Source organism: Actinoplanes sp. CA-252034 (assembly GCF_050956125.1).
In the GTDB taxonomy this organism is placed as follows: domain Bacteria; phylum Actinomycetota; class Actinomycetes; order Mycobacteriales; family Micromonosporaceae; genus Actinoplanes.
Genome location: NZ_CP191846.1, coordinates 9,698,599 through 9,723,754 on the forward strand (window position 1 = coordinate 9,698,599; position 25,156 = coordinate 9,723,754).

The 25,156-nt window shown below is 72.1% G+C and carries 20 protein-coding genes and 1 pseudogene; 10 read left to right on the forward strand and 11 right to left on the reverse strand.

Annotated features, from left to right (window positions below):
* Positions 1-47: 47 nt before the first annotated feature.
* The 5 genes from ACQPZW_RS43740 to ACQPZW_RS43760 all read right to left on the reverse strand — a co-directional run bounded on the left by ACQPZW_RS43740 (position 48) and on the right by ACQPZW_RS43760 (position 5,260).
* Positions 48-1,046: a methionine synthase gene (locus ACQPZW_RS43740; protein ID WP_433791893.1), complete on the reverse strand. Its 999-nt coding sequence runs from the start codon at positions 1,044-1,046 to the stop codon at positions 48-50.
* Complete coding sequence (gene mnmA / locus ACQPZW_RS43745; RefSeq protein ID WP_433791894.1) at positions 1,039-2,130, reverse strand: tRNA 2-thiouridine(34) synthase MnmA; 1,092 nt, start codon at positions 2,128-2,130, stop codon at positions 1,039-1,041. The genes ACQPZW_RS43740 and mnmA overlap by 8 nt, the downstream gene beginning before the upstream one ends.
* A gap of 9 nt (positions 2,131-2,139) precedes the next feature.
* The gene (locus ACQPZW_RS43750; protein ID WP_433791895.1) at positions 2,140-3,315 is read right to left on the reverse strand and encodes a cysteine desulfurase family protein; all 1,176 of its coding nucleotides are present in this window, start codon (positions 3,313-3,315) and stop codon (positions 2,140-2,142) included.
* A 214-nt stretch (positions 3,316-3,529) separates the two neighbouring features.
* Positions 3,530-4,462 (reverse strand): electron transfer flavoprotein subunit alpha/FixB family protein, encoded by a 933-nt coding sequence (locus ACQPZW_RS43755; RefSeq protein WP_433791896.1) that lies wholly within the window; start codon positions 4,460-4,462, stop codon positions 3,530-3,532.
* Positions 4,463-4,483: 21 nt separating this feature from the next.
* Complete coding sequence (locus ACQPZW_RS43760) at positions 4,484-5,260, reverse strand: electron transfer flavoprotein subunit beta/FixA family protein (RefSeq protein ID WP_433791897.1); 777 nt, start codon at positions 5,258-5,260, stop codon at positions 4,484-4,486.
* 412 nt (positions 5,261-5,672) lie between these two features.
* On the opposite strand from ACQPZW_RS43760, the gene ACQPZW_RS43765 reads away from it, so the two are divergent.
* From ACQPZW_RS43765 to ACQPZW_RS43775, 3 genes are read left to right on the forward strand one after another with little or no spacing between them, the layout of a single operon-like run.
* On the forward strand, positions 5,673-6,047 hold the full coding sequence (locus ACQPZW_RS43765; protein WP_433791898.1) for a YidH family protein: 375 nt from the start codon (positions 5,673-5,675) through the stop codon (positions 6,045-6,047).
* Between the two features lie 52 nt (positions 6,048-6,099).
* The gene (locus tag ACQPZW_RS43770) at positions 6,100-6,453 is read left to right on the forward strand and encodes a DUF202 domain-containing protein (protein WP_433791899.1); all 354 of its coding nucleotides are present in this window, start codon (positions 6,100-6,102) and stop codon (positions 6,451-6,453) included.
* A gap of 38 nt (positions 6,454-6,491) precedes the next feature.
* The gene (locus tag ACQPZW_RS43775; protein WP_433791900.1) at positions 6,492-6,899 is read left to right on the forward strand and encodes a PLD nuclease N-terminal domain-containing protein; all 408 of its coding nucleotides are present in this window, start codon (positions 6,492-6,494) and stop codon (positions 6,897-6,899) included.
* 15 nt (positions 6,900-6,914) lie between these two features.
* Here the strand turns inward: ACQPZW_RS43775 and ACQPZW_RS43780 are convergent, their stop codons facing one another.
* Together ACQPZW_RS43780 and ACQPZW_RS43785 are read right to left on the reverse strand one after the other, a co-directional pair.
* Entirely contained in the window at positions 6,915-9,233 is a 2,319-nt protein-coding gene (locus ACQPZW_RS43780) for an Hsp70 family protein (protein ID WP_433791901.1), read from the reverse strand.
* Positions 9,234-9,275: 42 nt separating this feature from the next.
* Positions 9,276-10,049: an enoyl-CoA hydratase/isomerase family protein gene (locus ACQPZW_RS43785; protein ID WP_433791902.1), complete on the reverse strand. Its 774-nt coding sequence runs from the start codon at positions 10,047-10,049 to the stop codon at positions 9,276-9,278.
* 82 nt (positions 10,050-10,131) lie between these two features.
* On the opposite strand from ACQPZW_RS43785, the gene ACQPZW_RS43790 reads away from it, so the two are divergent.
* The 4 genes from ACQPZW_RS43790 to ACQPZW_RS43805 all read left to right on the forward strand — a co-directional run bounded on the left by ACQPZW_RS43790 (position 10,132) and on the right by ACQPZW_RS43805 (position 12,288).
* The gene (locus ACQPZW_RS43790; protein ID WP_433791903.1) at positions 10,132-10,593 is read left to right on the forward strand and encodes a DUF6232 family protein; all 462 of its coding nucleotides are present in this window, start codon (positions 10,132-10,134) and stop codon (positions 10,591-10,593) included.
* Positions 10,594-10,666: 73 nt separating this feature from the next.
* Complete coding sequence (locus ACQPZW_RS43795) at positions 10,667-11,029, forward strand: DoxX family protein (protein ID WP_433791904.1); 363 nt, start codon at positions 10,667-10,669, stop codon at positions 11,027-11,029.
* Between the two features lie 150 nt (positions 11,030-11,179).
* On the forward strand, positions 11,180-11,473 hold the full coding sequence (locus ACQPZW_RS43800; protein ID WP_433791905.1) for a hypothetical protein: 294 nt from the start codon (positions 11,180-11,182) through the stop codon (positions 11,471-11,473).
* Positions 11,470-12,288 (forward strand): methyl-accepting chemotaxis protein, encoded by an 819-nt coding sequence (locus ACQPZW_RS43805; protein ID WP_433791906.1) that lies wholly within the window; start codon positions 11,470-11,472, stop codon positions 12,286-12,288. The genes ACQPZW_RS43800 and ACQPZW_RS43805 overlap by 4 nt, the downstream gene beginning before the upstream one ends.
* A gap of 24 nt (positions 12,289-12,312) precedes the next feature.
* Here ACQPZW_RS43805 and ACQPZW_RS43810 read toward each other — a convergent pair whose 3' ends face one another.
* The 3 genes from ACQPZW_RS43810 to ACQPZW_RS43820 form a co-directional block, all read right to left on the reverse strand.
* Positions 12,313-13,203 carry a ribokinase gene (locus ACQPZW_RS43810; RefSeq protein ID WP_433791907.1) on the reverse strand — a complete coding sequence of 297 codons (891 nt, stop codon included), beginning with the start codon at positions 13,201-13,203 and terminating at the stop codon, positions 12,313-12,315.
* Positions 13,203-14,030 carry an ABC transporter ATP-binding protein gene (locus tag ACQPZW_RS43815; protein WP_433791908.1) on the reverse strand — a complete coding sequence of 276 codons (828 nt, stop codon included), beginning with the start codon at positions 14,028-14,030 and terminating at the stop codon, positions 13,203-13,205. Before ACQPZW_RS43815 ends, ACQPZW_RS43810 begins: the two co-directional genes overlap by 1 nt.
* Positions 14,031-14,092: 62 nt before the next feature.
* Positions 14,093-15,271, reverse strand: a complete 1,179-nt coding sequence (locus ACQPZW_RS43820) for an ROK family transcriptional regulator (RefSeq protein WP_433791909.1) — start codon at positions 15,269-15,271, stop codon at positions 14,093-14,095.
* A gap of 171 nt (positions 15,272-15,442) precedes the next feature.
* On the opposite strand from ACQPZW_RS43820, the gene ACQPZW_RS43825 reads away from it, so the two are divergent.
* A complete protein-coding gene (locus ACQPZW_RS43825; RefSeq protein ID WP_433791910.1) occupies positions 15,443-17,047 on the forward strand; it encodes a glycoside hydrolase family 3 N-terminal domain-containing protein in 1,605 nt (534 codons plus the stop codon).
* A 329-nt stretch (positions 17,048-17,376) separates the two neighbouring features.
* On the opposite strand, the pseudogene ACQPZW_RS43830 reads toward ACQPZW_RS43825, so the two are convergent.
* Positions 17,377-22,188, reverse strand: a pseudogene (locus ACQPZW_RS43830) (NAD-glutamate dehydrogenase); the annotation flags it as partial.
* A 225-nt stretch (positions 22,189-22,413) separates the two neighbouring features.
* Here ACQPZW_RS43830 and ACQPZW_RS43835 point away from each other — a divergent pair.
* Both ACQPZW_RS43835 and ACQPZW_RS43840 read left to right on the forward strand, forming a co-directional pair.
* Positions 22,414-23,601 (forward strand): NTF2-like N-terminal transpeptidase domain-containing protein, encoded by a 1,188-nt coding sequence (locus ACQPZW_RS43835; protein WP_433791911.1) that lies wholly within the window; start codon positions 22,414-22,416, stop codon positions 23,599-23,601.
* On the forward strand, positions 23,598-24,320 hold the full coding sequence (locus ACQPZW_RS43840) for a penicillin-binding transpeptidase domain-containing protein (protein WP_433791912.1): 723 nt from the start codon (positions 23,598-23,600) through the stop codon (positions 24,318-24,320). The genes ACQPZW_RS43835 and ACQPZW_RS43840 overlap by 4 nt, the downstream gene beginning before the upstream one ends.
* Positions 24,321-25,156: the final 836 nt, after the last annotated feature.

Below are 25,156 nucleotides of genomic sequence, written 5' to 3' on the forward strand. Positions count from 1 at the left end.
GGATATCTAGGTGGCACGTTAGCCCCACCCCCCGACACTTTCCGCTCTCAGACCTCGGCGATCCGGCGGCCGGCCTCCGTGCACGCCTTGAGCAACGCGCGAGCGTAGTCGACAGGCGCGCCCGCCAGCCCACACGCCGGGGTGATCACCACTTGCTGGGGCAGCCGGGCCGCGGGGAAGCCGAGCCGACGCCACAGGGTGCTCACCCGCTCGGCGATCTGCTTCGACTCGGGCGGCCGCGCACCGGCGGCCGGACGGGTCGGCGCCGCGCCCACGAACAGCCCCAGCCCCGCCTCGATCGCCTCGCCCAGCGGGTCCAGGTCCTTGAGGAGCGACAGGTCGAAGGCCACCGCCGTGGCCCGCGCGTCCCGGATCACCTGCAACGGGACCTGCGGCGCGCAGCAGTGCACGATGACCGGGGCGTCGACGGCCTCGACCACGGTCCGCAGCCGGGTCGCGGCGTCCGCGGCGTCCACCTGCCGGTACGCGCTGAGGCCGCTCTCGGTCGGCACCCGCCCCGCCAGGACGGACGGCAGCGACGGCTCGTCCAGCTGCAGCAGGACCGTGGCTCCGGGCACCCGCTTGCGCACCTCGGCGACATGCCGCCGCAGCCCGGCGGCCAGCGAGTCGGTCAGGTCACGGACGGCGCCGGGATCACGCAGCATCCGGCCGCCGATCGGCAGATCCAGGCTCGCCGCGAGGGTCCACGGCCCGGATGCCTGGACCTTGAGCGGGCCGGAGTATCCGTCGGCCTGCTCGGTCAGCTGGTCCAGGTCGCGTTCGAGCAGGTCAGTGGTACGCCGAAGGTCCTGCCCGGGCCGGGCGGCGATCTGCCAGCGGCCGGCGTAGAGCTGCACCGGCAACTCGACCAGCAGCCCGGCCGAACGCCCGATCATGTCCGCGCCGGGACCGCGTGCGGGCAGCTCGGGCAGGTGCGGCAGGCCGGGCAGCTCGCCCAGCACGATCCGCTGAGCCTCGGCGATGTCGACGCCGGGCAGCGACCCGATGCCGGTCGCCGTGCCCGGGCCCCACGGGAAGTCAGGCATGCGTCTCAACCCGCGTGCCGGCGGTGATCGTCGCCGAGCCGAGCACGATGTCGCCGCCCGGGTCGGGCCGGTAGGCCACGATCGCCTGGCCGGCGGCGACACCACGGGCGGGCGACCGCAACGTGGCGACGAGGCCGTCGGAGGTGACCGACACCGAGGCGCTCTGCACCTCGCCGTGGGCCCGGAGCTGAACCTCACAGTCAGGGACGTCCGTATCCGGGAGGTGCCAGATCGGGCGGTCCGCCGTCACCACGTCGACTGCCAGGTCCTCACGCGGGCCCACCGTCACCGTGTTGGAGACGGGAGTGATCGACAGCACGTAGCGCGGGCGACCGTCAGCGGCCGGAACCCGCAGGTCCAGACCCTTCCGCTGGCCGATGGTGAACCCGTAGGCGCCGTTGTGGGTGCCCAGTCTCTCCCCCGTGCGCCCGTCGACGATGTCACCGGGCGCCGACCCGAGCCGGCTCTCCAGGAAGCCGCGGGTGTCGCCGTCGGAGATGAAGCAGATGTCGTGCGAGTCGGGCTTGTCGGCGACGGCGAGACCACGCGCGGCCGCCTCCGCCCGGACCTGCTCCTTCGTCGAGTCACCGAGCGGGAAGATCGCCCGGTCGAGCTGCGCGCGGGTCAGCACGGCCAGCACGTAGGACTGGTCCTTCGGCAGGTCGACGCTGCGGCGCAGCAGGCCGTCGGCGCCCAGGCGGGCGTGGTGGCCGGTGACCACGGCGTCGAAGCCGAGCGCCACGGCCCGGTCCAGCACCGCGGTGAACTTGATCTTCTCGTTGCAGCGCAGGCACGGGTTCGGTGTGCGCCCCGCCGCATACTCGTTCACGAAGTCGTCGACCACGCTGTCGTGGAACTCCTCCGCCATGTCCCACACGTAGAACGGGATGCCGATCACATCGGCGGCCCGGCGGGCGTCGCGTGAGTCCTCCAGGGTGCAGCAGCCGCGCGCCCCGGTCCGGAACGTCTGTGGATTACGCGCCAGGGCCAGGTGCACCCCGGTGACGTCGTGGCCGGCATCCCGGGCGCGGGCAGCCGCGACCGCGGAGTCGACACCACCCGACATGGCCGCAAGAACTCGCATGACGCAAGCCTATCCGGGCGTCTTCCAGGCCCCCGCCCGCCGGGCCCGCTCCACGGCGCCGGGCAGGGCGACCAGCAGCGCGTCCACATCCGCCTTGGTGCTGTCGTGACCGAGGCTGAACCGCAGCGACGACCGCGCACGCCCGTCGTCGGAGCCCATCGCGAGCAGCACGTGGCTGGGCTGCGCCACCCCGGCGGAGCAGGCCGAACCGGTCGAGCAGTAGATCCCCTGCGCGTCCAGGAGCAGCAGCAACGCGTCTCCCTCGCAGCCTGGGAAGGAGAAGTGCGCGTTGCCGGGGAGCCGGTCGATCGGGTCGCCGTTGAGGATCGCGTCCGGGACGACGGCCCGCACCCGGTCGACCAGGTCGTCGCGGAGCGCGGCGACCCGGGCGGTGTACTCGGCACGCTCGGTGACCGCGGCCTCGACCGCCGTGGCGAACGCCACCACACCCGGGGTGTCCAGGGTCCCCGACCGCACGTCCCGCTCCTGGCCGCCGCCGTGCAGCAGCGGCGTGCACGGCACGTCGCGCCCGAGCAGGAGCGCACCCACGCCGACCGGCCCGCCGACCTTGTGACCGGTGAGGGTCAGGGCGGCGGCCCCGCTGCCGGCGAAGTCGACCGGAACCTGCCCGACCGCCTGCACCGCATCGGTGTGAAACGGGACACCCGCGGCCGCCGCGATCGCCGCCAGCTCGGCCACCGGCTGCACCGTGCCGACCTCGTTGTTCGCCCACTGCACGCTGACCACGGCGATCTCGTCACCATGCGCGGTCACCAGCTCGGCGAACGCGGCCGGATCGACCCGCCCGGCCGCGTCCACCGGCTGCAGAGTGACCTCGGCGCCCTCGTGTCGCCCGAGCCACTCCACCGCGTCGAGAACGGCATGGTGCTCCACGGCCGACGCCATCACGCGCCGCTTGAGCGGGTCAGCATCCCGACGCGCCCAGAAGATGCCCTTGACGGCTAGATTGTCCGCCTCGGTGCCACCGCCGGTGAACACCACCTCGGACGGGCGCGCGCCGAGTGCCGCGGCGATCCGCTCCCGCGACTCCTCCACCAGCCGCCGGGCGCCCCGCCCGGCCGCATGCAGCGAGGACGGATTTCCAAGCTCACGCGCCGCCGCGACGTAGGCGTCGAGCGCGGCGGGCAGCATCGGCGTGGTAGCCGCATGATCGAGGTAGGCCATCGCCGTCAAGCTTATGCCGTCCCCGGGGCGCCGCCCGTGCGCCTCCACCCTCGAAAGATCAAGAACACACCCTCGCTCCGGTACGGGCCACCGCTGCGACAACCGCATCCCCCGCCGTCCCGTTCGTCCCGTGCGAGGTGGGCCGCGTACGGCGTACCGAAGGAAAAGGGAACGGCCCGGCGGAGGACCGCCGGGCCGTGACCAGATGCCGGTGTTACTTGCGCTTGCGGATCTCGTCCGCGGCCTGCGGGACCACCTTGAAGAGGTCGCCGACCACGCCGAAGTCGGCCAGCTCGAAGATCGGCGCCTCGGCGTCCTTGTTGACCGCGACGATCGTCTTCGACGTCTGCATGCCGGCCCGGTGCTGGATCGCGCCGGAGATGCCGAGCGCCACGTAGAGCTGCGGCGACACCGTCTTGCCGGTCTGCCCGACCTGGAACTGGTGCGGGTAGTAACCGCTGTCGACCGCCGCCCGCGACGCGCCGACCGCGCCGCCGAGCAGGTCGGCCAGCTCCTCGACCAGCTTGAAGTTGTCGGCGTTGCCGACGCCGCGGCCACCGGAGACCACGATGCCGGCCTCGGTCAGCTCGGGGCGCGAGCCCTTCTGCTCGGCGACCCGCTCCACGACCTTGGTCAGCTTGTCACTGTCGGTGACAGCGACGGTGAGCTGCTCGACCGCGGGAGTGGCGGCGGACGCCTCCGGGGTGACCGAGTTCGGCCGGATCGTGACGATCGGCAGACCCTTGGTGACCTTGGACTTGACGATCGCCGACCCGGCGAAGATCGCCTGGGTGGCGGTGCCGTCGGCGTCGAGCCCGACGGCGTCGGTGAGCAGCCCGTTGTCCAGCTTGATGGCCAGACGGGCGGCGATCTCCTTGCCCTCCTGAGTGGAGGCGAGCAGCACGGCGGCCGGCGAGACCCGCTTCACCAGCTCGGCGACCACGGTGGCCTTGGGGGCGACCAGGTAGCCCTCGACGTCCTCACCGGACGCCGTGTAGATCTTCTCGGCACCGTACTCACCGAGCTTCGCGGTGTCGGCCTCGCCGAACACCACCGCCGAGACGGACCCCAGCCCCCGGGCGATCGTCAGCATCTCGAGGGTGACCTTCTTGACGCCGTTCTCGACGACGACCAGTACTTCAGCCATTGCTCTCGTATCCCCTCGGACTCAGACGAACTTCTCGGTGGCGAGGTACGAGACGAGCTGCTCGCCGCCGTTGCCCTCGTCGACGACCTTGGCGCCACCGGTGCGGGCCGGGCGCTTCGTGAACTCCAGCACCTGGCTGGTGGCGCCGGCCGCGCCGACCTCGTCACCGGCGACGCCCAGGTCACCGAGGGACAGGGCCTGCACCGGCTTCTTCTTGGCGGCCATGATGCCCTTGAAAGACGGGTACCGAGGCTCGTTGATGGTGTCCCACACGCTGACGATCGCCGGGGTCGCGGCCGTGACGACCTCGTAGCCCTCGTCGGTCTGCCGCTCGACGGTCAGCTGCGAGCCGTCCACGGTGAGCTTGCGGGCGCCGGTGAGGGCGGCCACGCCGAGCAGTTCGGCGAGCATGTGCGGGACGACCTGGACCCGGCCGTCGGTGGACTCGGCGCCACTGATGATCAGGTCGGCGTTCAGAGTGCGCAGCGCGGCGGCGAGCACCTTGGACGTGGCGACCGCGCAGGAGCCGTGCAGCGCGTCGTCCTGCACGTGGACGGCCTTGTCGGGTCCCATGGAGAGGGCCTTGCGGATGGAGTCGGTCGCGCCCGCCGGACCGACGGTCAGGACGGTCACCTCGCCACCGTGCGCCTCTTTGATCTTCAGCGCCTCCTCGATGGCGTATTCGTCCATCTCGTTGATGACGTTGCTCGACGAGGCTCGGTCCACCGAGTAATCAGCGCTAAGGGTGCGCTCGGCACCGGAGTCGGGTACCTGCTTGACCAGTACGACGATGTTCATCGCGCTCCTACGACCCTCCTGTATTGAACGCACCGTTGCGGTCGGCCCTGTCCTGAGCGCCGGAACGATGCCGGGGCGGCGGACATGTCAGCCAGGTTACCCGCCAGTAGCTTCACTGTTGCCGGCCACCCAGAGTGACACACCTCACCCGCGTGACGATCTCGATCGCTACAGTGGGCGACGAGGAGGTGTCAGACATGTCCGGTCAAAACGTCTCACTAGTGGAGGGCATGAGCCCATCCACGACCCATACTCCCTCACGCCCCGATCGCCTGGAGCCGCAGTCCCATGGACGAGCGGGCCCCGACTCACCATGGTGCCTCTGCGGACGGCCCCGCGAGGCCTGTGTGAGTGACGAAGTCCGCAATCTCTGGCACCACCTTCTTGACCCATTAGGTCAATAATCGGCAGGGTGTTCGGTGAGCTGAGGCAATGGTTCGACACGTCAGAGACCGGCGACACGCCCGACTATCGGTTCTCCCTCGCCAACGAGCGCACCTTCCTCGCCTGGATCCGCACCGGCCTGGCACTGATCGCCGGCGGTCTGGCCTGCGCGCAGTTCCTGCCGCCACTGCCGGTCGCCCATCTGCGGGAGATCATCGCGGTCCTGCTGCTGGTGCTCGGCGCGCTGGTGGCGCTGCGCGCGGTCGACCATTGGACGCGTACCGAACGGGCCATGCGGACGGGCGCGGATCTGCCGCGATCCCGGTTTCCGGCGGTGCTGGCGATCGCGGTGGCGGCCGGCGCTGTCGTGATCATCATCGCGGTCCTGATCCAGGCGTTCTGATGAGCGGCCCGGATCCAGGAGTCCTGGTGAGCGGCCCGAGGCGGGTGGTCCGGTGAGCGGCCCCTGCGCCGAGCACCGCCGGGATCCGGGAGCCTGCGCGGGGGTGCGCCGCGACCCGGGCGCCTCGGCCGAGCGGACCAGGCTCGCCTGGCGGCGTACCGGACTGTCCGCGGCCGTGGTGGCGTTGCTCACCGTGCGTCCGGCGTTCACACCCGGTGCGGGCCCGGCCGAGTGGCTCGCCGCCGCCGCCTCGATGGTCACCTGGGCCGGAGTGGTCGGCATCGCCCTGCACCGGGGACAGGACCTGCGGACGAGATTCCCCGGGCCGGCGCCGCGGGCGATCCGGGCATACGCCGTGCTGGTGACGGCTCTGGCCGTCCTCGGCTACGGGGTTGTCATGCTCTGATCGTCGCCGTCCCGCCGCGGGAGAGGCATCATTGCGGCATGGTCCGGTTGTTCATCCTCCTGGCCGGGGCGGCGCTCGTGCTGCTGGTCCTGGCTCTCATCAGTGTCCTGTCGGCCGAGCGAGTGCGTAACGCGCCGCGGGCCGTCTGGATTCTGGTGGTCCTGCTCGTCCCCATCGCCGGCCCCATCGTCTACCTCGTCGCGGGTCGCCCGGTCAACCGTCGCGGCCCCTCCCGCCGCCCGGCCTCACCCGACGACGATCCCGACTTCCTGCGGTCCATGGACGGCGACGAGCAGTCGCGCCGTGACCGGGAGCTGCTGGCCCAGTGGGAGCGTGAGAGCCACCGGGAGCCCGAGATCCGCCCGGATCGTGAGATCCACGAGGAGCCCGAGATCCGCCCGGATCGTGAGGTCCACCAGGACGACGAGCAGCAGGATCGCCCCTGACCCGCCGAGCCGCGCTCAGCGCAGGCCCAGCAGCTCCGCGATCTCCTTGAAGACGTCGATCGCGTCCTGCTCGATCGTGGTGTTGTTGCCGTACCCGAAGGCGAGGATCAGCGCCGCCACCGGCACCGTGATCATCACCAGGAGGCTGATCAGCACCTGCAGCGTGCGACGGATCCGCCCGCGTCGGCGAGGCCGGTGGACGAGCGCCGGCTCCGGAGTCTGCTGGGCCGCCTGAGGGACGGCGGCCGTGGCCCGCGGCGGCGACACCGGGCGGGCCGAGCCCACCGCCGGTGAGACCGGACGGGAGTGGATCACCACGGGCTGCTGGGCACGCTGCGGGCGAGGCGGTGGCCCGGGTTGCCTCTGCGGGGGTACGGGCGTCCGGCTCTCGTACTCAGGCGGGCTGGTGGCGACCGTCGCGTCCGGATCGGGGCGCCAGGTGACGGAGGCGGCGTGCGGCCACGGGTCGACCGGCGGGCGCAGATGCGGCGGGGTGTCCGGGCCGGACGGGCGGGACGGGCGGCCGGGGCCACGACCTGGTCCGGGGCCCTGTGGCCGGGCCGACGACGGACCGTCCGCACGCGGCTGTCGTTTCGGCAGCGCCTCGGCATCGGTCCCGCGGGCCGGGCCGGCCTGTGCCGGGATCACCGGCGCCGACGGCGTCTTCACCGTCTCGGCGCCGGACGGCTCGCCGACGGCGCCGGGCGCCGCGCTCACGAGGGGGATCTCGGCCGGCGCCTGCTCGGTCGCCACGGCCGGCACCGGCGTGGTCGCGGGTCGCGGTACCGGCTTGTCCACCAGCGCGGTCGGCCGGTCGGCCTCGATCTCGGCCTTCGACGCGACCACGGTGGGCCGGTCGTCGAGCGGCTTCCCGGCGATCACCGTCGGACGGTCGCCGCGAGGGCCGGCCGCCATCGCCGCCGGCCGGTCGTCGATCAGCTTCCCGACGACCGTGGGCCGGTCGTCCATCAGCGGCTTTCCGGCCACCACGGTCGGGCGGTCGTCCATCAGCGGCTTTCCGGCGACCACCGTCGGGCGGTCGTCCGTCAACGACTTGGCGGCGACGACCGTGGGCCGGTCGTCCATCAGTGGCTTCGGGGCCACCACCGTCGCGCGGTCGTCCACCGGCCGCTTCGCCGCCGTAGCCGGCCGATCGCCGGGCCCGGGGCGGCCGTCGGCCGGTTCCTCGGCCTCGACCTGCAGATACTTCGACGGCAGGCGCAGCTCTTCGGTGGGGCCGGGCGCGGCGGGCTCGGTGGTGAGCAGGGCCGCTCCGGCCAGGACGCTGCCCTCGGCGACGACCAGTTCGGGCTGCTCGATCACCACCGGCGGGTCGCCGAGCGCCCGGTGCAGCAGCGTCGCCACGAGCGGGATCCGGCTGGCGCCGCCGACCAGGAAGACCCCGGCGAGCCGGCCCTCCGGCAGGTCTGCCAAGCGCAGGAGATTTTGCGTGATCTGAACCGTCTGCTCCAGCACCGGCCGGGCGACCGTCTCCAGCTCCTCGCGGGTGAGGTGCGCCTCGACGTCGAGCAGCGGCACCACGAAGTCGGCGGACTGGGCGCGGGAGAGGCGTTCCTTCGCGATGCGCACATCGTCCCAGAGCTGGCGGCGGGCGCGGCGCTCCTCGACGGTGGCCGGCTCCATGAGGCGGGCCCACTCGTCGGTCTGCAGGTGCTCGACGACGGCGGCGTCCACGTCGAGGCCGCCGAGGTCGTCACGCCCGTCGACGGCGAGCACCTCGAACCCGGACGACGTACGGGCCACGATGCTGGTGTCGAACGTGCCGGCCCCGAAGTCGTGCACCATCACGACCGAGCCGATCGGCACGTCGCGCCCGAGGACCTCGGCGAAGTAGGTGGCCGCGGCGACCGGCTCGGCGACCAGACGGGCGCCCTCCAGACCGGCCCGGGCGGCGGCGTCGGCCAGTAGGGTACGCCGCGTCGCGCCCCAGGTGGCCGGGCAGGTGAGGGTGACCTCGGGGCGATACGGCCCGACCGCCCGGTGCCACTCCTCGGCGACCCGGGCCAGGACGGCCGCGATCAGGTCGACGGTCTCGAACTCGCGCTCACCGAGCAGCACCAGGCCGTCGTCGACCCGCCGTTTCGGGTTGGGCTCGAACCTCGCCGGGTCGAGGCGGGCGCTGTGCACCGCGTCGCGCCCGACGAGCAGGTTGCCCTCGGAGTCGGCGAAGACGGCGGACGGCAGCAGCGGGGAACCGTCGACCAGGATCGGGCGGGCGCGGCCGTCCGGCCATCGCGCCACGGCGACGGTGTTGGAAGTGCCGAAGTCGACGCCGAGGGCGTACCGCTTCGGACCACCCTGGTCGATGGACATGTCCGCAGTCTAGGCAATGACTGCCCGCATCCGAGCGATCCACTACCTGCCGGTGAACTCGGGGGCCCGCTTCTCGACGAACGCGGTAGTCCCTTCGAGCCGATCGTCGGTGGCGAACAGGCCCGCGAACAGGTGCGACTCCAGCGCCAGACCGGACGCGAGGTCGACGCCGAGACCGCCGTCGACGGCCTGTTTCGCCGCGCGCAGCGCCAGGGCCGGGCCGGTCGTGTACTGCCGGACCAGCTCGACCGCCGTCGCATACACCTCGGCGGCCGGAACCACCCGGTCGGCCAGGCCGATCCGCAGCGCCTCCTCGCTGTCCACCATCCGGCCGGAGAAGATCAGGTCCTTGGCCCTGGCCGGGCCGATCAGCCGGGCCAGCCGCTGGGTGCCGCCCGCACCGGGGATGAGGCCGAGCTTGATCTCCGGCTGGCCGAGTCTCGCGTCCTCCGCGATCACCCGCCAGTCGCAGGCGAGGGCCAGCTCGCAGCCGCCGCCGAGCGCATAGCCATTGATCGCGGCGACGACCGGCTTGGGGATCCGCGCGACCGCGTCGAAGGCGCCGGAGAGCGCGTGCACCCGGGCCACCATGTCCTGGTACGTCACACCGGTGAACTCGGTGATGTCGGCGCCCGCGGCGAAGTGCCTCCCGGCGCCGTGCACGACCACGGCCCGCACCGACGTGTCCGCCTCGGCGGCGTGTGCGGCCGCGCGCAGCTCCTCCTGGACCTGGGTGTTCAGCGCGTTCACCGGTGGCCTCTCGAGCCGGATCGTGCCGATGCCGTCCGCCACTTCGAGCCGCACGAACTCGCCCACCCGGACCTCCCTGTCATCGAGTCGTTTCGCCGCCAGCCTACGACGGGTAGGGATTAGATTGGGTCCCCTGGGGAGGAAGAAGATGACCACGTACTACCGGGATCCGGAAGTGCTGATCACGTCGTCCGGGATCTGGATGAACGGCCGCGAGTTCCGGCTGCCCGAGCTGATCCAGGTCTGGTATACGAAGGGCGCCCGTTCCTGGGGCGTCATCGCGTGGCGCGGCGCTCTCGGACTGGCCGTGCTCCTGCCGCTGGTGGTGGGTGCGCTCGCCGTGCTGGTGGCGCTGCTGCTGGACGCGCCGCTCGGCACCACGGTGGCCATGGTCGTCGGCGGCATCCTGATCGGCCTGGCCGTGGTTCCGGTCGCGGACCTGATGCTGGAGCGGGTCGACCGGTCGTACGACCGGGGCAGCCGCACCCTGGAGATCTGGGGCCGTGTCCGCGACGGCGACGTCCTGCTCATGCGGACCGACAACGCGCAGCGGTTCGGCCGCATCTACCGGGCCCTGCAGCGGGCGCTGGAGCCGGCGGTGCGTCGATGAGCGAGCGCGTGAGCCGGTCATCGGGCGCGGGCCGAGACCCGGTGTGGGGCCGGAGCGCGGTGGAGGTGGCGCGGTGAGGCGGGACGCCGCGAGCCTGGCGGCGATGCTCGGCGGTATGGGGGTGCTGCACTTCGTGGCACCGAAACCGTTCGACGGCATCGTGCCGCGCTCGCTGCCGGGCTCGCCGCGCACGTGGACGTATCTGAGCGGCGTCGCCGAGCTGGCGGTCACCGCCGCCGTCGCGCATCCGCGGACCCGCCGGGCCGGTGGCCTGGCCGCGGCGGCGCTCTTCGTCGCGGTGTTCCCGGCGAACGTGCAGATGGCGCTGGACTGGCGGCACGCCTCACCGGCGAGACGGGCGATCGCGTGGGGGCGGTTGCCCCTGCAGGCGCCGCTGATCGCGTGGGCGCTGCGGGTGACCCGAGAGTCCCGATAAGGCCAACTTCCCGGTCGTCACCGGGCAAGATCAGAGCATCATGAAGAACACTCGGGTACGGCCCACCGGTCGCCAACGCACGTTCGGCGAAGGGCCGTCTTCAAGCTCCTCTGGGACACCCTCAAGGACCGGCGGGAGATCTTCGCCTACGTGGTGAACCTCGCCGCCGACGGCGCCCACTACTGGGTGTTCGCGCACGTCACGCCCTCCTACGACGAAGCCGGCCGGGTGGTCGGCTACCACTCCAACCGCCGGGTACCGTCCCGGAACGCGATCACCGCCGCCGACGACCTGTACCGGGTGCTGCGTGCCGCCGAGAGCCGCCACAGCCGCCCGCAGGACGCGGTCGCCGCCGGTCACGCCGCTCTCCAGCAGGTCCTGGCCGAGCGTGACCGCACCTACGACGAGCTGGTGTGGGACCTGTCCGCGGGAGGAGTCCGATGACCCGTCCCACATCCACCGCCGCTCGCCGCCGCCCGGCGCCGCCGGAGCCCGTACCGGACGGTGACGACGAGGCGATGTACACGATCGCGGAGGTCTGCCGCCGGGCCGCGAGTGGCGATCTCGAGGCACGCGTGCCGTGGCTCGGCGGCTCGGACGCCGTCGTCGAGGCCCGCTCGGCGATCAACGAGCTGCTGGACCGTACCGACGCGTTCGTCCGGGAGGCGGGGGCGGCGTCCGCGGCCGCCGAGTCGCGGCTGGCGTTCGCCGACGAGCTGGAGTCCGCCGTGCTGGCCCTTTCCGAGCGCATCGCCACCTCGGCCGGCGAGATGGGCCGCTCCGCCAACGGCCTGGCCGGCTTCGCCCGGGCCGCGGTCACCGACGCCGAACGCGGTCTCGGCACCGTCAACGACCTGCGCCGCGCCTCGGGTCAGATCCGCAACGCCGTCGACCTGATCAACCGGGTGGCGATGCAGACCCAGTTGCTGTCGCTCAACGCCTCCATCGAGGCCGCCCGGGCCGGCGCCGCCGGACGCGGGTTCAGCGTGGTCGCCAACGAGGTCAAGACGCTGGCCAACGAGACCGGCGAGTCCAGCGGCGAGATCATCGACCAGTTCGACGCGGTGCAGGCGGCGTCCGAGGACGCGGTACGGGTGCTCCGTGCCGTCACCGAGCGCATCCGTGAGATGAGCACGCTGATCGACGGCATCGCCGCGGCCGTCGACGGTGACACCGCACACGAGACGACCGGCCAGTCCGAGCTGGCCGCCATCCTCCGGACCGAGGTCGAGCGCTTCCTCACCGCCGCCCGGACGTGACCCCCACCGACCGTCGGTGGCCGGTCAGGGCTGGGAGTAGAGGGCCTCGATGTCAGCGCGGGCGGGCAGGGCGTTGCTGGCGCCCACCCGGCGGACGCAGGCCGCTCCGGCGGCGTTGGCCCAGCGGACCGCGTCGATCAGGTCGCGGCCCTCGCCCCAGGCCACGGCCAGGGCGCCGGTGAAGGCGTCGCCGGCCGCCGTGGTGTCGGCGACCTCCACCCGGAAGGCGGGCACGTGCACGTCGGCGCCGTCCCGGTCGGCGTAGCGGGAGCCGGCGCCACTGAGCGTCAGCACGACCCGGGGCACCAGGGCCAGAAGCGCCGCGACGTCCGGGTCGTCGCCACCGGTGATGGCTCTGGCCTCAGTCTCGTTGACGACCAGCAGATCCACGTCGTCGAGCAGCCCGGACGGCAGGACACGGGCGGGCGCCGCGTTCAGGATGGTGCGGGTCCCGGCGGCCCGGCCGGCCCGCAGCGCGGCCTGCACCGTGGCCATCGGGATCTCCTGCTGGCAGAGCAGCACGTCGGCGGCGGCGATGACGGACGTCTCCTCGTCGGTGAGCCCGACGAAGGTGCGGTTCGCGCCGGGGCTGACCAGGATCGAGTTCTCGCCCGCGCGGTCCACCATGATGACGGCCACTCCGGACGAGCCGTAGCTCGTCCGTACCAGATCGACGCCCACGCCGGCCGCCGCCAACCGCGCGTTGAGGGTGACGCCGAAGGCATCGGAGCCGATGGCGCCCAGGAAGACCGTCTCGCCGCCGGCGAGCGCGGCGGCGATGGCCTGGTTGGAGCCCTTGCCGCCGGGCGTCATCACGAAGTCGTCGCCGAGCACGGTCTCGCCCGGCCGCGGCAGGCTCGGCGCCAGCCCGACCAGGTCCATGTTCGCGCTGCCCACGACGACGACCCGGGTCATCAGCCGGCCCGTGCGGTGAACCGGTCGCCGAACCGGTCGACGATCAGCGGCAGCCCGAAGGTCTTCGTCAGGTTCTCCGCGGTCATCACCTCGCCGAGCAGACCGGCCGCCACCACGACGCCCTCCCGCAGCAGCAGGCCGTGGGTGAAGCCCGGCGGGATCTCCTCGACGTGGTGGGTGACCAGCACCATGGCCGGGGCGTCGGGGTCGAGGGCCAGCTCGGTGAGGTGGCCGATCAGCGTCTCGCGGCCGCCCAGGTCGAGGCCCGCGGTCGGCTCGTCGAGCAGCATCAGCTCCGGGTCGGTCATCAGCGCCCGGGCGATCTGGGTGCGCTTGCGCTCACCCTCGGAGAGCGTGCCGAACTCACGATCGGCGAACGCCCCGATGCCGAGCTGATCGAGCAGCTCCCGGGCCCGGGCCTCGTCCTGCGGGTCGTAGCTCTCCCGCCAGCGGCCGACCACCGACCACGCGGCGGTCACCACCACGTCGAGGACCCGCTCGGACGGCGGGACCTGCTCGGCGAACCGGCCGGTGGTGATGCCCACCCGGGTCCGCAGCTCGGTCACGTCGGTCCGGCCCAGCTTCTCACCCAGGACGTACGCGTTACCGCGTGTCGGGTGCATCCGGGCGGACGCCAGGTTGAGCAGGGTGGTCTTGCCCGCGCCGTTCGGGCCGAGCACCACCCACCGCTCATCCAGCTCGACCTGCCAGGACAGGTCGCGGATCAGATGGTTGCCACCACGCACCACGTTGACGCGGTCGAAGGCGATGACGGTGTCCTCGTCGGGCGGAATGGATACGGCAGCCTCGCGCACGCGTCCATCCAACCATGTCCGCCCGCGGCGACCGGACGGCGTGCCGGTTACCCGCACCACCGGGCGAACCCGTGTCAGTCGGTGGTCGAGCCGAAGACCTCGTCGCGGACGGCGTCGAGAGCCGTGCGGAGGGCGCCGTGCAGGACCGGCTCGGAGGCGACTCCGGTGACCACGATCTTCGGCGAGACCAGGGTGATCGCGGCGACCTCGCGCTCCACCCGGTCGGCGAGGGCGGGGCCGCCGGCCCGGCTGATCTCGCCGGCCAGCACGACCAGCGGCGGGTCGAGGACCGCGCAGGTGGCGGCCACGCCGAGGGCGAGACGGCGGGCGAGCTCGTCGAGGACCGGCTCACCGGCCGTGCCGGCGGCGACCGCGGCGCGGACCACGTCGGCCGCCTCGGCGCCACGGAAGCCGAACTGCTTGCCGATGGATTTGACCGCGTCGGCGCCGGCGATCGCCTGGAAGGCGCCCTTCACGCCGCGGCGGGACGCGTTGTGCGGCACCTCGGCACCGCCGACCGGCAGGTAGCCGATCTCACCGGCGGCGCCCGTGGCGCCCTGGTGGAGCCGGCCGTTGATGACCGTGGCCAGGCCGACGCCCCGGCCGATCCACACCAGGGCGAAATCGGTCACACCGGTGGCGGCGCCGGTGCTCGACTCGGCCACGGCGGCCAGGTTGACGTCGTTGCCGAAGAAGACCGGGATGTTCAGGTCACGGCGCAGGTCGGCGAGCAGGCCGCGGTGCCAGCGGGGCAGGTCGTGCGCGAACGAGATCTCGCCGGACTGCGGGTCGACCAGGCCGGGGGTGCCGAGCACCACGCGACGGACCGAGGGCAGGTCGGCGCCGGCCTCACCGGCCGCCTGGACGACGGCGTTGTGTACGACCCCGACCGGGTCGTCGGTGTCCTTGGTGCTCTGCTCGACGCGGCTGATCACGGTGCCGGTGATGTCGGCGCAGGCGGCCACGACACCGTCCGGGCCGACCTCCACGCCGATGACGTGGGCGCTGCCCGGGGTGACCGCGTAGAGCTGGGCGTTCGGGCCGCGGCCGCCGGCCTGCTCACCGACGCGGCGGACCAGTCCGCGCTCCTCCAGGCGTTCCACCAGCTGGGAGGCGGTGACCTTGCTGAGGCCGGTCATCTCGCCGAGCTGGGCCCGGGTGAGCGGGCCGCGGGTGAGCAGCAGGTCCAGCGCGGCGCGGTCGTTGAGAGCGCGCAGCAACCGGGGCGTGCCCGGAAGGCGGGTGGCGGCCATACGTAGTCCCCTAATATTAAGGATTCTTTCCTGTTACAGTGTCGACGCACGACACGCAGCCGCAGCGTAACGGTAGGCAATGATGCCGGACCGGAAGGTGGCTATCGACTCCGAGCGATCATGGCAGCTCGTGGCCCTTCGCGGCCAGAGTTGCGTCATCGGAAGGAAACCATGGTGATCGACCCGGGCCTCCGCCGACTGGCCCTGCGCACCCTCCTCGCCGCCTTCCCCGGGCCCACCGCGCCCCCGTGGGCGGGCGACCTGCTGCTCGACGGGCTGGCCGGGCACACCCTGTTCGGTGGCAACGTGGTCGATCCCGGACAGGTCGCCGGTCTGACCGCGCAGCTGCGGTCGGCCCGCGCCGACGTGCTGATCGCGATCGACGAGGAGGGCGGCGACGTCACCCGGCTCGGGCACCGGACCGGTAGCGCGTACCCCGGGAACGCCGCCCTCGGCGCGGCGGGCAATCCGGACCTGACCCGCCGCGTGTACGCCGCGATCGGCGCCGACCTCGCCGCCGTCGGCATCAACCTGGACCTGGCGCCGACCGTCGACGTCAACACCGCCGACGACAACCCGATCATCGGCACCCGGTCGTTCGGGGCGGATCCGGCGCTGGTCGCCCGGCACACCGCGGCCGCCGTCACCGGCCTCCAGTCCAGCGGGGTCGCGGCCTGCGCGAAGCACTTCCCCGGGCACGGCGCCACGGTCTCCGACTCCCACCTGGAGCTGCCGACCGTCGACGTTCCGCTGTCCCTGCTGCGCTCCCGGGACCTGCCGCCGTTCGCCGCCGCCGTCGACGCCGGGGTCCGGGCGGTGATGAGCGCCCACATCCGGGTGCCGCAGCTGACCGGCGACGGACCGGCCACCTTCAGCCGGTCCGCACTGAACGGCCTGCTCCGCGACGAGCTCGGATTCAAGGGCGTGATCGTCACCGACGCGCTGGAGATGCGGGGCGCGGCCGGTGCGGCCGGCAGCATCCCCCGGGCCGCGGTCGCCGCGCTCGCCGCCGGGGCCGACCTGCTCTGCATCGGCGCGGTCGTCGACCTCGACCTCGTCGAAGCGGTTGCCGCCGAGATCGCGGCCGCCGCCGGTGACGGGCGCCTCGACCCGGCCCGCCTGGAGAACGCCGCCGAACGCACCGCCGTGTTGGCCGCCTGGAGCAGGCCCACCACCGCTCCGGCCGGCGGCGTGTCCGTCACACCGATCTCCGCCGGCTCCGCGACCGCGGCGGCCGGTGGCGCGTCCGTCTCAACGGCACCGACCTCGGCGGCCGGTGGCGCGTCCGTCCCACCGGCGACCGACGGTGACCGACCGGACTTCGAGCTCGGTGTCGAGGCCGCCCGGCAGGGACTGCGCTTCGAGGGATCGGACGACCGGCTGCGCAATCCGCTCGTGGTGCGGTTCGTGGCCGGTTACTCGATCGCCGAGGGCAAGGTGCCGTGGGGCCTCACGCCACACCTGGCGACCGCCGAGGAGATCGAGGTGGTGGCCGCCGACACGACCGTCGAGTCGATCACGGAGCGTGCCGGCGACCGTCCGGTCGTCCTGGTCGGCCGACGCCTGCACAACTGCCCCGCGGCCCGGACGCTGATCGAGAAGCTGGCCGCCGAGCGCCCGGTCGGCGTGGTCGAGATGGGCTGGCCGTCGACGTGGCGGCCGGCCGGTGTGGACGCCTTCGTGATCACGCACGGTGCCAGCCTTGCCAACAGCCGTGCGGCGGCCGAGGCGCTCGGACTGGTCGCCGCCGCCGTCCCGGCGCCGCGACGGCGCTGAGAACCGACCTGCCGAGACGCCGGCGCTAGCTTCCCGGATTCGGGGGTACGTCACGGTGCGTCACCAACTACATGCCGGTCGTCACCGATGTCCGCCTATGGGCGAAACTTCTGGGCGAAACGGACCAACCGAACGGTCAATCCGCCTACGCTGCGCTTCCCCCGTGCCGTTACGTCACCTAGCGTGATGGCCAGAAGGTGGATCTGGGGAATGTCGCGGAACTCGGCTCGGGACCAGTTCGATCCGCGACGCAGACGGTGAGCCGGACTTCGGCAGGGCTTCGGGAGCTGCCCGCCGAAGTCCGGCTCACCAAAAACCAGAGCCCGCGATCAGGCCGCCGACGTCTTCACCAGGGTCCGGATCTGGCGCAGCAGCACCGACAGCGCCGCCAGCTCGGCCGGGGTGTCCTCGACATTGCCCATGGCGTTCGACGCACGGGCGATCGACGCCGCGTTCACCTGGGACCACTCCGACACCCGATCCTCCGGGGCGGCCGTCGACTCCGTCGACTGGAGCACCTCGGCGGTCAGGGCGGCCAGCGCGGCGTACAGGTCGTAGCGCAGCGCCATCCGGGCCAGGGTCTGCCAACGGTCGCCCCGGGGCAGCCGGGAGATGTGCGAGAGCAGAGCGTCCACCCCGAAGCGCTCGGAGAGCACGAAGTAGACCTGCGCCACCTCGCCCGGATCGCGGCCGGTCGAGGACGCCGTCTCCAGGATGTCGAGCAGGCCGAACCCGTAGAACACCCGGGCCACCTTGCCTGCCAACTCCTCCGGCACACCCTTGCCGGTCAGCTCCTCGGCCCGGTTCGTCAGCGAGCGACGCTCCCCGCCGACGATCACCTGCGGCAGGCGGGGCAGCAGGTCGGCGACGCCGGGACGCAGTTTCGCGATCTCGCCGGCCACGTCGATCGGCGAACGCCGGGTGCTGACCAGCCAGCGGACCGCCCGGTCGAGCAGCCGGCGGGTCTCCAGGAAGACGAGCGTCTGCGCCGCCGTCGGCACCTCGTTGTCGAGCGCCTCACCGGCCGCCCAGATCTCCGGCAGCCGGTAGACGTCCCGGATCACCACGTAGGCCCGGATCACGTCGGCCGCGGACGCGCCGCTCTCCTCCATGGCCCGGTAGACGAACGACGTACCCCCGCGGTTGACCACCTCGTTGACCAGCGACGTCGAGATGATCTCCCGCCGCAGCCGATGCCCGGCCATCCGGCCGGCGAAGCGCTCGCGCAGCGGCGTCGGGAAGTACTCGGAGAGGACCCCGCTGGTCCAGGCCTCGTCGACCAGTTCGTCGGCGAGCACCTCCCGCTCCAGACTGATCTTGACGTACGCCAGGAGCACCGCGAACTCCGGAGCGGTGAGGCCCTCGCCGTTCTCGTGACGGACGGCGAGCTCCTTGTCCGTCGGCAGGGCCTCCAGCTCGCGGTTCAGCTCGCCGCGCTGCTCCAGCGCGGTCAGCATGCGCCGGTGCACCGGCAGCAGCGAGTGCGCCTGCGAGCGGGCGTTGCCGAGGGCCATGGCCTGCTCGTAGTTGTCGCGCAGGACCATCTCGCCGACCTCGTCGGTCATCGCGGCGAGCATCTCGTCGCGCTCCGGGATGGTCATCTCGCCGTCGACCACCGCACCGCCGAGCAGGATCTTGATGTTGACCTCGTGGTCGGAGCAGTCCACGCCGGCCGAGTTGTCGATGAAGTCGGTGAACACCCGGCCGCCGGCGCGGGCGAACTCGATCCGGCCGCGCTGCGTGAGGCCCAGGTTGCCGCCCTCGCCGACCACCCTGACCCGCAGGTCGGCCCCGTTGACCCGGATCGAGTCGTTGCCCTTGTCACCGACCTCCGCGTGTGACTCGGACGCCGCCTTCACGTAGGTGCCGATGCCGCCGTTGAAGAACAGGTCGACCGGCGCCTTGAGGATCGCCCGCATCAGGTCGCCGGGACTGATCACCGCGGCGTCGCCCAGTTGCAGCCGCTCGCGCACCTGCGGGCTGACCGGGATCGACTTCGCCGACCGCGGGTAGACGCCGCCGCCCTCGCTGATCAGGGACTTGTCGTAGTCGTCCCAGGAGGAGCGGGGCAGGTCGAACAGGCGCTTGCGCTCGGCGTACGAAATCGATGCCGTCGGGTTGGGATCGAGGAAGACGTGGCGGTGATCGAAGGCCGCGACCAGCCGGATGTGCTCCGACAGGAGCATGCCGTTGCCGAAGACGTCGCCGGACATGTCGCCGACGCCGACCACCGTGAAATCCTGTGTCTGGGTGTCGAGCCCCAGGTCGCGGAAGTGCTTCTTGACCGACTCCCACGCGCCGCGGGCGGTGATGCCCATCTTCTTGTGGTCGTAGCCGGCCGAACCGCCGGAGGCGAACGCGTCGCCCATCCAGAAGTCCTTGCCGACCGAGATCTCGTTGGCGATGTCGGAGAACGTGGCCGTGCCCTTGTCCGCCGCCACCACCAGGTACGGGTCGTCGCCGTCGTGCCGGACCACGTCCTGCGGCGGCACGATCTTGCCGCTCTGGATGTTGTCGGTGACGTCGAGCAGGGCGGTGATGAAGCGTTTGTAGCACTCCACCGCCTCGTCGCGATCGCCCGGTTTCTGCTTGAGGACGAAGCCGCCCTTCGCGCCCACCGGGACGATCACCGAGTTCTTCACCATCTGTGCCTTGACCAGGCCCAGCACCTCGGTACGGAAGTCCTCGCGCCGGTCCGACCAGCGCAGGCCACCACGGGCGACCGCGCCGAAGCGCAGGTGCACGCCCTCGAACCGCGGCGAGTAGACGAAGATCTCGAACTTCGGCCGTGGCTGCGGCAGGTCGGGAATGGCCTGCGGGTCCAGCTTGAAGGCCACGTAGGACTTCGGCCGCCCCTCCGGGCCACGCTGGAAGAAGCTGGTCCGCAGGGTCGCCTCGATCAGCGTGAGGTACGAGCGCAGGATCCGGTCCTGGTCGAGGCTCTCCACCTGGTCGAGCAGCTCGGTGATCCGGTCGCGGACCTCGCCGGCCTGCCGGGCCCGCTCGGTCTCCCCCACCACCAGAGCGGGCGAGAACCGGATCTCGAAGAGCCTCACCAGCAGCCCGGCGATCTCCGGGTACTGCGTGAACGTCGACTCCAGGTAGCGCTCGGAGAAGACGTTGCCGGTCTGGCGCAGGTATTTCGCGTAGGCGCGGAGGATGACCACCTGCCGCCACGTGAGGCCGGCGAGCAGGACCAGCTCGTTGAAGCCGTCGACCTCGGCCTCGCCCCGCCAGGCGGCCGCGAAGGCGTTCTCCACCTGCGGGCGGACCTCGGCCAGCTCGCGATGGCCGGTGGGCGGCAGCAGCCCGAAGTCGTAGAGGTGGATGACACCGTCGGGGAGGCGGATCTCGTACGGCCTCTCGTCGGTGACCCGGACACCCAGCGAGTGCAGCACCGGCAGCACCGCGGACAGCATCATCGGCTCGCCGTAGCGGTACACCTTGAAGCGCACGTCGCGCTCGTCCGGCGTGGGCGTGCCGTCCGGGCCCAGCCGGCGCCGCCGGAACAGGTGCATGGACAACTGGCCGGGCTCCTCGAGGAGCTCCAGTTTCGCCAGGTCCTGCATCCCCTCGTACGGCGTATGGGTGTTCTTGTAGCTCTCCGGGTAGGCCGAGGAGTAGCGCAGGAACAGCCGGCGGGCCTGCTCGTCGCCGAGTTTGCGCTCCAGCACCAGGGAGAAGTCGTCGTCCCACATCCGGGTCGCGTCGGCCAGCAGCTCGGCCAGCTCGTTCGGCTCCAGCGGACCGGGCGGGGCGGCCGGGTCGGTACGCACGATGAAGTGCACCCGCGCCAGCATCCGCTCGGTGACCCGGGTCGTGTAGTCGACGCCCACGCCGTTCAGCTCGCGGAGCAGGATCTCCTGCATGCGCAGCCGGTTGCCGGTGGTGAACCGGTCCCGTGGCAGGTAGATCAGGCAGGAGATGAAGCGGCCGTAGCCGTCGCGCCGCAGGAACAGCCGGAGCTGCCGGCGCCCGGCCATCCGCAGCACGCCGATGACCGCCTCGTACAGATCATCGGTCTTGATCTGGAACAGCTCGTCGCGCGGGTAGGTCTCGAGGATCTGCAGCAGGTCCTTGCCGGAGTGGCCACGGGGTGACAGCCCGGACCGGTCCATCACCTCCTGCACCTTGCGCTTGACCACCGGCAACTGGCGCACGCTCGTCCGATACGCGGAGCTGGAGAACAGCCCCAGGAAGCGACGCTCGCCGACCACCTCGCCGGCGTCGTTGAACAGCTTCACACCGATGTAGTCGAGGTAGGCCGACCGGTGCACGGTGGCCCGCGAGTTGGCCTTGGTGATCACGAGGAGCCGGCGCTCCATGGCCCGCTCGTAGATCTCGGCGGCCATCTCGGCGGCCAGCCGGCGCGGCCTGCTTGCCCCGCGCAGGATGCCCAGCCCGGTGCCGGGGACCGCGGTCAGGACGCCGTCGTCCAGCCGGTACTCCCGGTAGCCGAGGAAGGTGAAGTGGTCGTCGGCGAGCCACTTGAGCAGCTCGATCGAGTCGGTGACGTCCTTGTCGGGAACCGGCAGCCCTCGGTCCGCGCCGCGGGCGGCGGCCAGCTCGTCGGAGATGACGAGGGCCCGCTGGCGCATCCGCGGCCAGTCCTCGACCGCGTCGCGCACGTCGGTGAGCACCCGCCGCACCTCGTTGAGCAGCTGCTCGCGGGCCTCCGGGCGGCGCACCGGGTCGATCTCGATCCGGATCCAGCTCTCCACCAGATCGCCCTCGATGGCGTCGTCGGCCTCGACGTCGGCCTCGAGCTGGGAGAGCGCGCCGAGCGGCTCGCGGCGCACCACGATCAGCGGGTGCACCATCAGGTAGACCTGCAGGTTGTGGGCGGTCAGCAGGGCGATCACCGAGTCCACCAGGAACGGCATGTCGTCCGTCACGATCCGCAGGACGCTGTGCGCCTGCGGGCCGCTCGGCTCGGTGATGGCGAGCTTGAGCTCGCCGGGCAGACGGTTGCGGGCCAGCTCGCGGTGCTCCACCGCGGCCGAGTACATCTCGTCGGGCGTGTATCCGATCAGCTCCTCATCGGGCGCGAACCGCCAGAAGCGGCCCACCAGCGATGCGGTGTTGTGGTCCTCACCCGCGCGCTCGACCGCCTGGGCGACCAGCCGCTCGGCGTTCGGCACCTCGTCAACCAACAACGCGGTCTGATCAGAATCGGTCACTGCCTCGTCGGCGACAGCCATGGTCCGGCGCTCCCCTCACCCACGGCACTGTGGGCTCGAACGTGTCGAGGACAGCCTAGAGCCAGTCCCCCCACCCCTCACACCCCCGGTGTGCCCGATCCGCGGGACAGCCGAACGGGCATCTGTTTAATACGGTTCGTTCAGCTACCCACCGAAGGGACCCTCATGCGCCGCTCCTCCGCCGGCCTGGCCGCCCTGCTGCTCGCCGCCTCCTGCGGACTCACCGCCTGCTCCTCGGACCCGGCCGAGGACGCCGTCACGGCCTTCCTCAACGGCTGGAGCAGCGGCAAGCTCGACGACGTCGGCTTCGTCACCGCGGCCGGCGGCAAGATCGCCTCGACCGACGTGACGAGCCAGATCAACGGGCTCTACGGAGACCTCACCGGCCAGCCGCTCGCGGTCACCAAGGCCGGCGCCACCGAGGAGAACGGCGACAACGCCAGCACACCGATCACCGTCAAGTGGACCCTGCCCGGCGGCACCGAGTGGAGCTACCGCAGCACGGTGCGCGCCACCAAGGCCGGCAAGGACGGTTGGAGCGTCGTCTGGGAGCCCTCGGTGGTCCAGCCCGAGCTCGCCGCCGGCGAGAAGCTGCGCCTGCGCCGCGTCGCCGCCACCCGCGCCGGCATCCTCGACGCGAGCGGCAAGACCCTGGTCGGGCCGCAGAAGGTGACGATCGTCGGGGTCAGCCCCGAGCGGATCACCGACCTCGACCAACTCAAGAAGGACCTCGCCGCCGCGTTCGCCCGGATCAATGTGGACGTCGGCCTGGACGACCTCAAGGATCGCGTCGACAAGGCCGAGCCCGGCGCCTTCCTCGACCTGATCAGCCTGCGGCAGGCCGACTATCAGAAGATCAGGGCAGAGGTACGGCCGCTGCCCGGCACCGTCTTCCGGGACGAGAACCGGCAGCTCGCGCCCACGCGGGCCTTCGCGCGCGCCCTGCTGGGCACCGTCGACCCGGCCACCGAGGAGGACCTCGCCGCCAAACCCGGCGTGCTCCTCGCCGGTGACGAGACCGGGCACAGCGGCCTCCAGCAGAAATACGACGACGTCCTGCGCGGCGCCGCCGGCCTCTCGGTCGTGATCGCCCGCGAGGCCGCCGACGGCGCCACCGAGGACACCAAGCTCTTCACCAGCGAGCCGGTCGCCGGCAAACCGATCAAGGTGACGCTCGACACTCGCGTACAGAACGCCGCCGACACCGCACTCGCCGCCGAGAAGCAGCCCAGCTCCCTGGTCGCCATCCGGGTCAGCGACGGCGCGGTGCTGGCCTCGGCCAACGGCCCCGAGCCGGGCGGCGTCAACACCGCCTTCACCGGCCAGGTCCCCCGGGGTCGACGTTCAAGATGATTTCGGCGTACGGGCTACTGGCTCGCGACGCCATTACCGCGGACACCGTCGTCGACTGTCCGAAAACGGTCACGGTCGACGGCCGTGAGTTCAAGAACTCGCACGACCAGGCGCTCGGCAAGGTGCCGTTCCACGTCGACTTCGCGAAGTCCTGCAACACCGCGTTCGCCGCTCTCGCCCCCAAGCTGAGCGCCGCCGGCCTGCAGGAGGCGTCGAGCGCGCTCGGCCTCGGCGGCAAGTGGGATCTCGGCGTCGAGGCGTCCTCCGGCCAGGTCTCCGACGGCGGAACCGCCACCGAACTGGCCGCCGCCGTCTTCGGCCAGGGCAGCACCGTGGTCAGCCCGCTCGCCATGGCCGCCGCCACCGCGGCCGTCGCCAAGGGACAGTTCCAGCAGCCCAAGCTGGTCCTCGACCCGGCGCCCGCCGCAGCCGCCGCCGCTGGGCCGCAACTCGACAAGGACGCGCTCACCGGGCTCCGCGCCATGATGCGTGAGGTCGTCACCGACGGCACCGCCACCGCGCTGCGCAACGTTCCCGGTGGCGCCGTCCACGGCAAGACCGGAACCGCCGAGTTCAAGACCGGCTCGGAGGACACCCACTCCTGGTTCATCGGCTACCAGGGCGACATCGCCTTCGCCGTGATGGTCCAGAACGGTGGCGCCGGTTCCGAGGCCGCCGTTCCAGTGGTCCAGCGGTTCCTGACCGCCCTCAGCAGGTAGCCCGCCCTACGCCCGCCCGGCTCCCGACACTGCCCCGCAAGGCCGGCAACGCTGCTCCCAAGGCCCCGCCCGGCTGGGAACCCTGTTCCGCAGGCCCCGCCCGGCCGGGGGGCGCTGTTCCGCTAGGCCGCTCGGCTAGCGATGTTGCTGCGGACGGTTCCGGCCGGGCGGGACGCTGTTTGCGGGACGGTTCCGGCTGGCGGGCAGCGCGGTTCGGGGATGTTCTCGGTCGGCTCCGGCGGCTGTCTCGGCGACGTGAGGGCGGGATGGGGAGCCGACCGGCTCCCTGGCTGCGTGCCCCGGGTCAGGCGACGCCCGGGGGAAAGCCGGTGAACCGGCCCCGACCGGCGGCCGGCGGAGTGACGTCGCCGTCGGCCGGTGGGCGTGGGCGCAGCATTCCCGGGCGGGTCGCGGGTAGCGGCTCGGAGTCGAGCAGCGGGGCCGAGCCGAGTGGCCGGGACAGCAGGCGCACCTCCGGCTGGAAGCGGCTCCGCTCCGGTCGAGGCTCGTCGCCGGCCTCGATCCCGGCCAACGGCTCGGGCTCCGGCTCACGTTGCTCCCCGCCGGGGTCGGCGGCGTCCTCTTCGGACTCCGAGCCCGACGCGGCGGACTCGTCCGTGGCGTCCGCCACCGATGTGGTCGCCTCATCACCGTCGGCCACGGCAGATGAGGTCACCCCGTCGCCGAACGATGTGGTCGCCTCGTCCCCGACAACCCCGGCCGGTGAAGTCTCCCGGTCTCCAACCTCCACGAACGATGTGGTCGCCTCGTCTCCGACAACCGCGGCCGGCGAAGTCGGCCCGTCTCCGGTATCGGTGACGTCGGGTGGGGTGGCA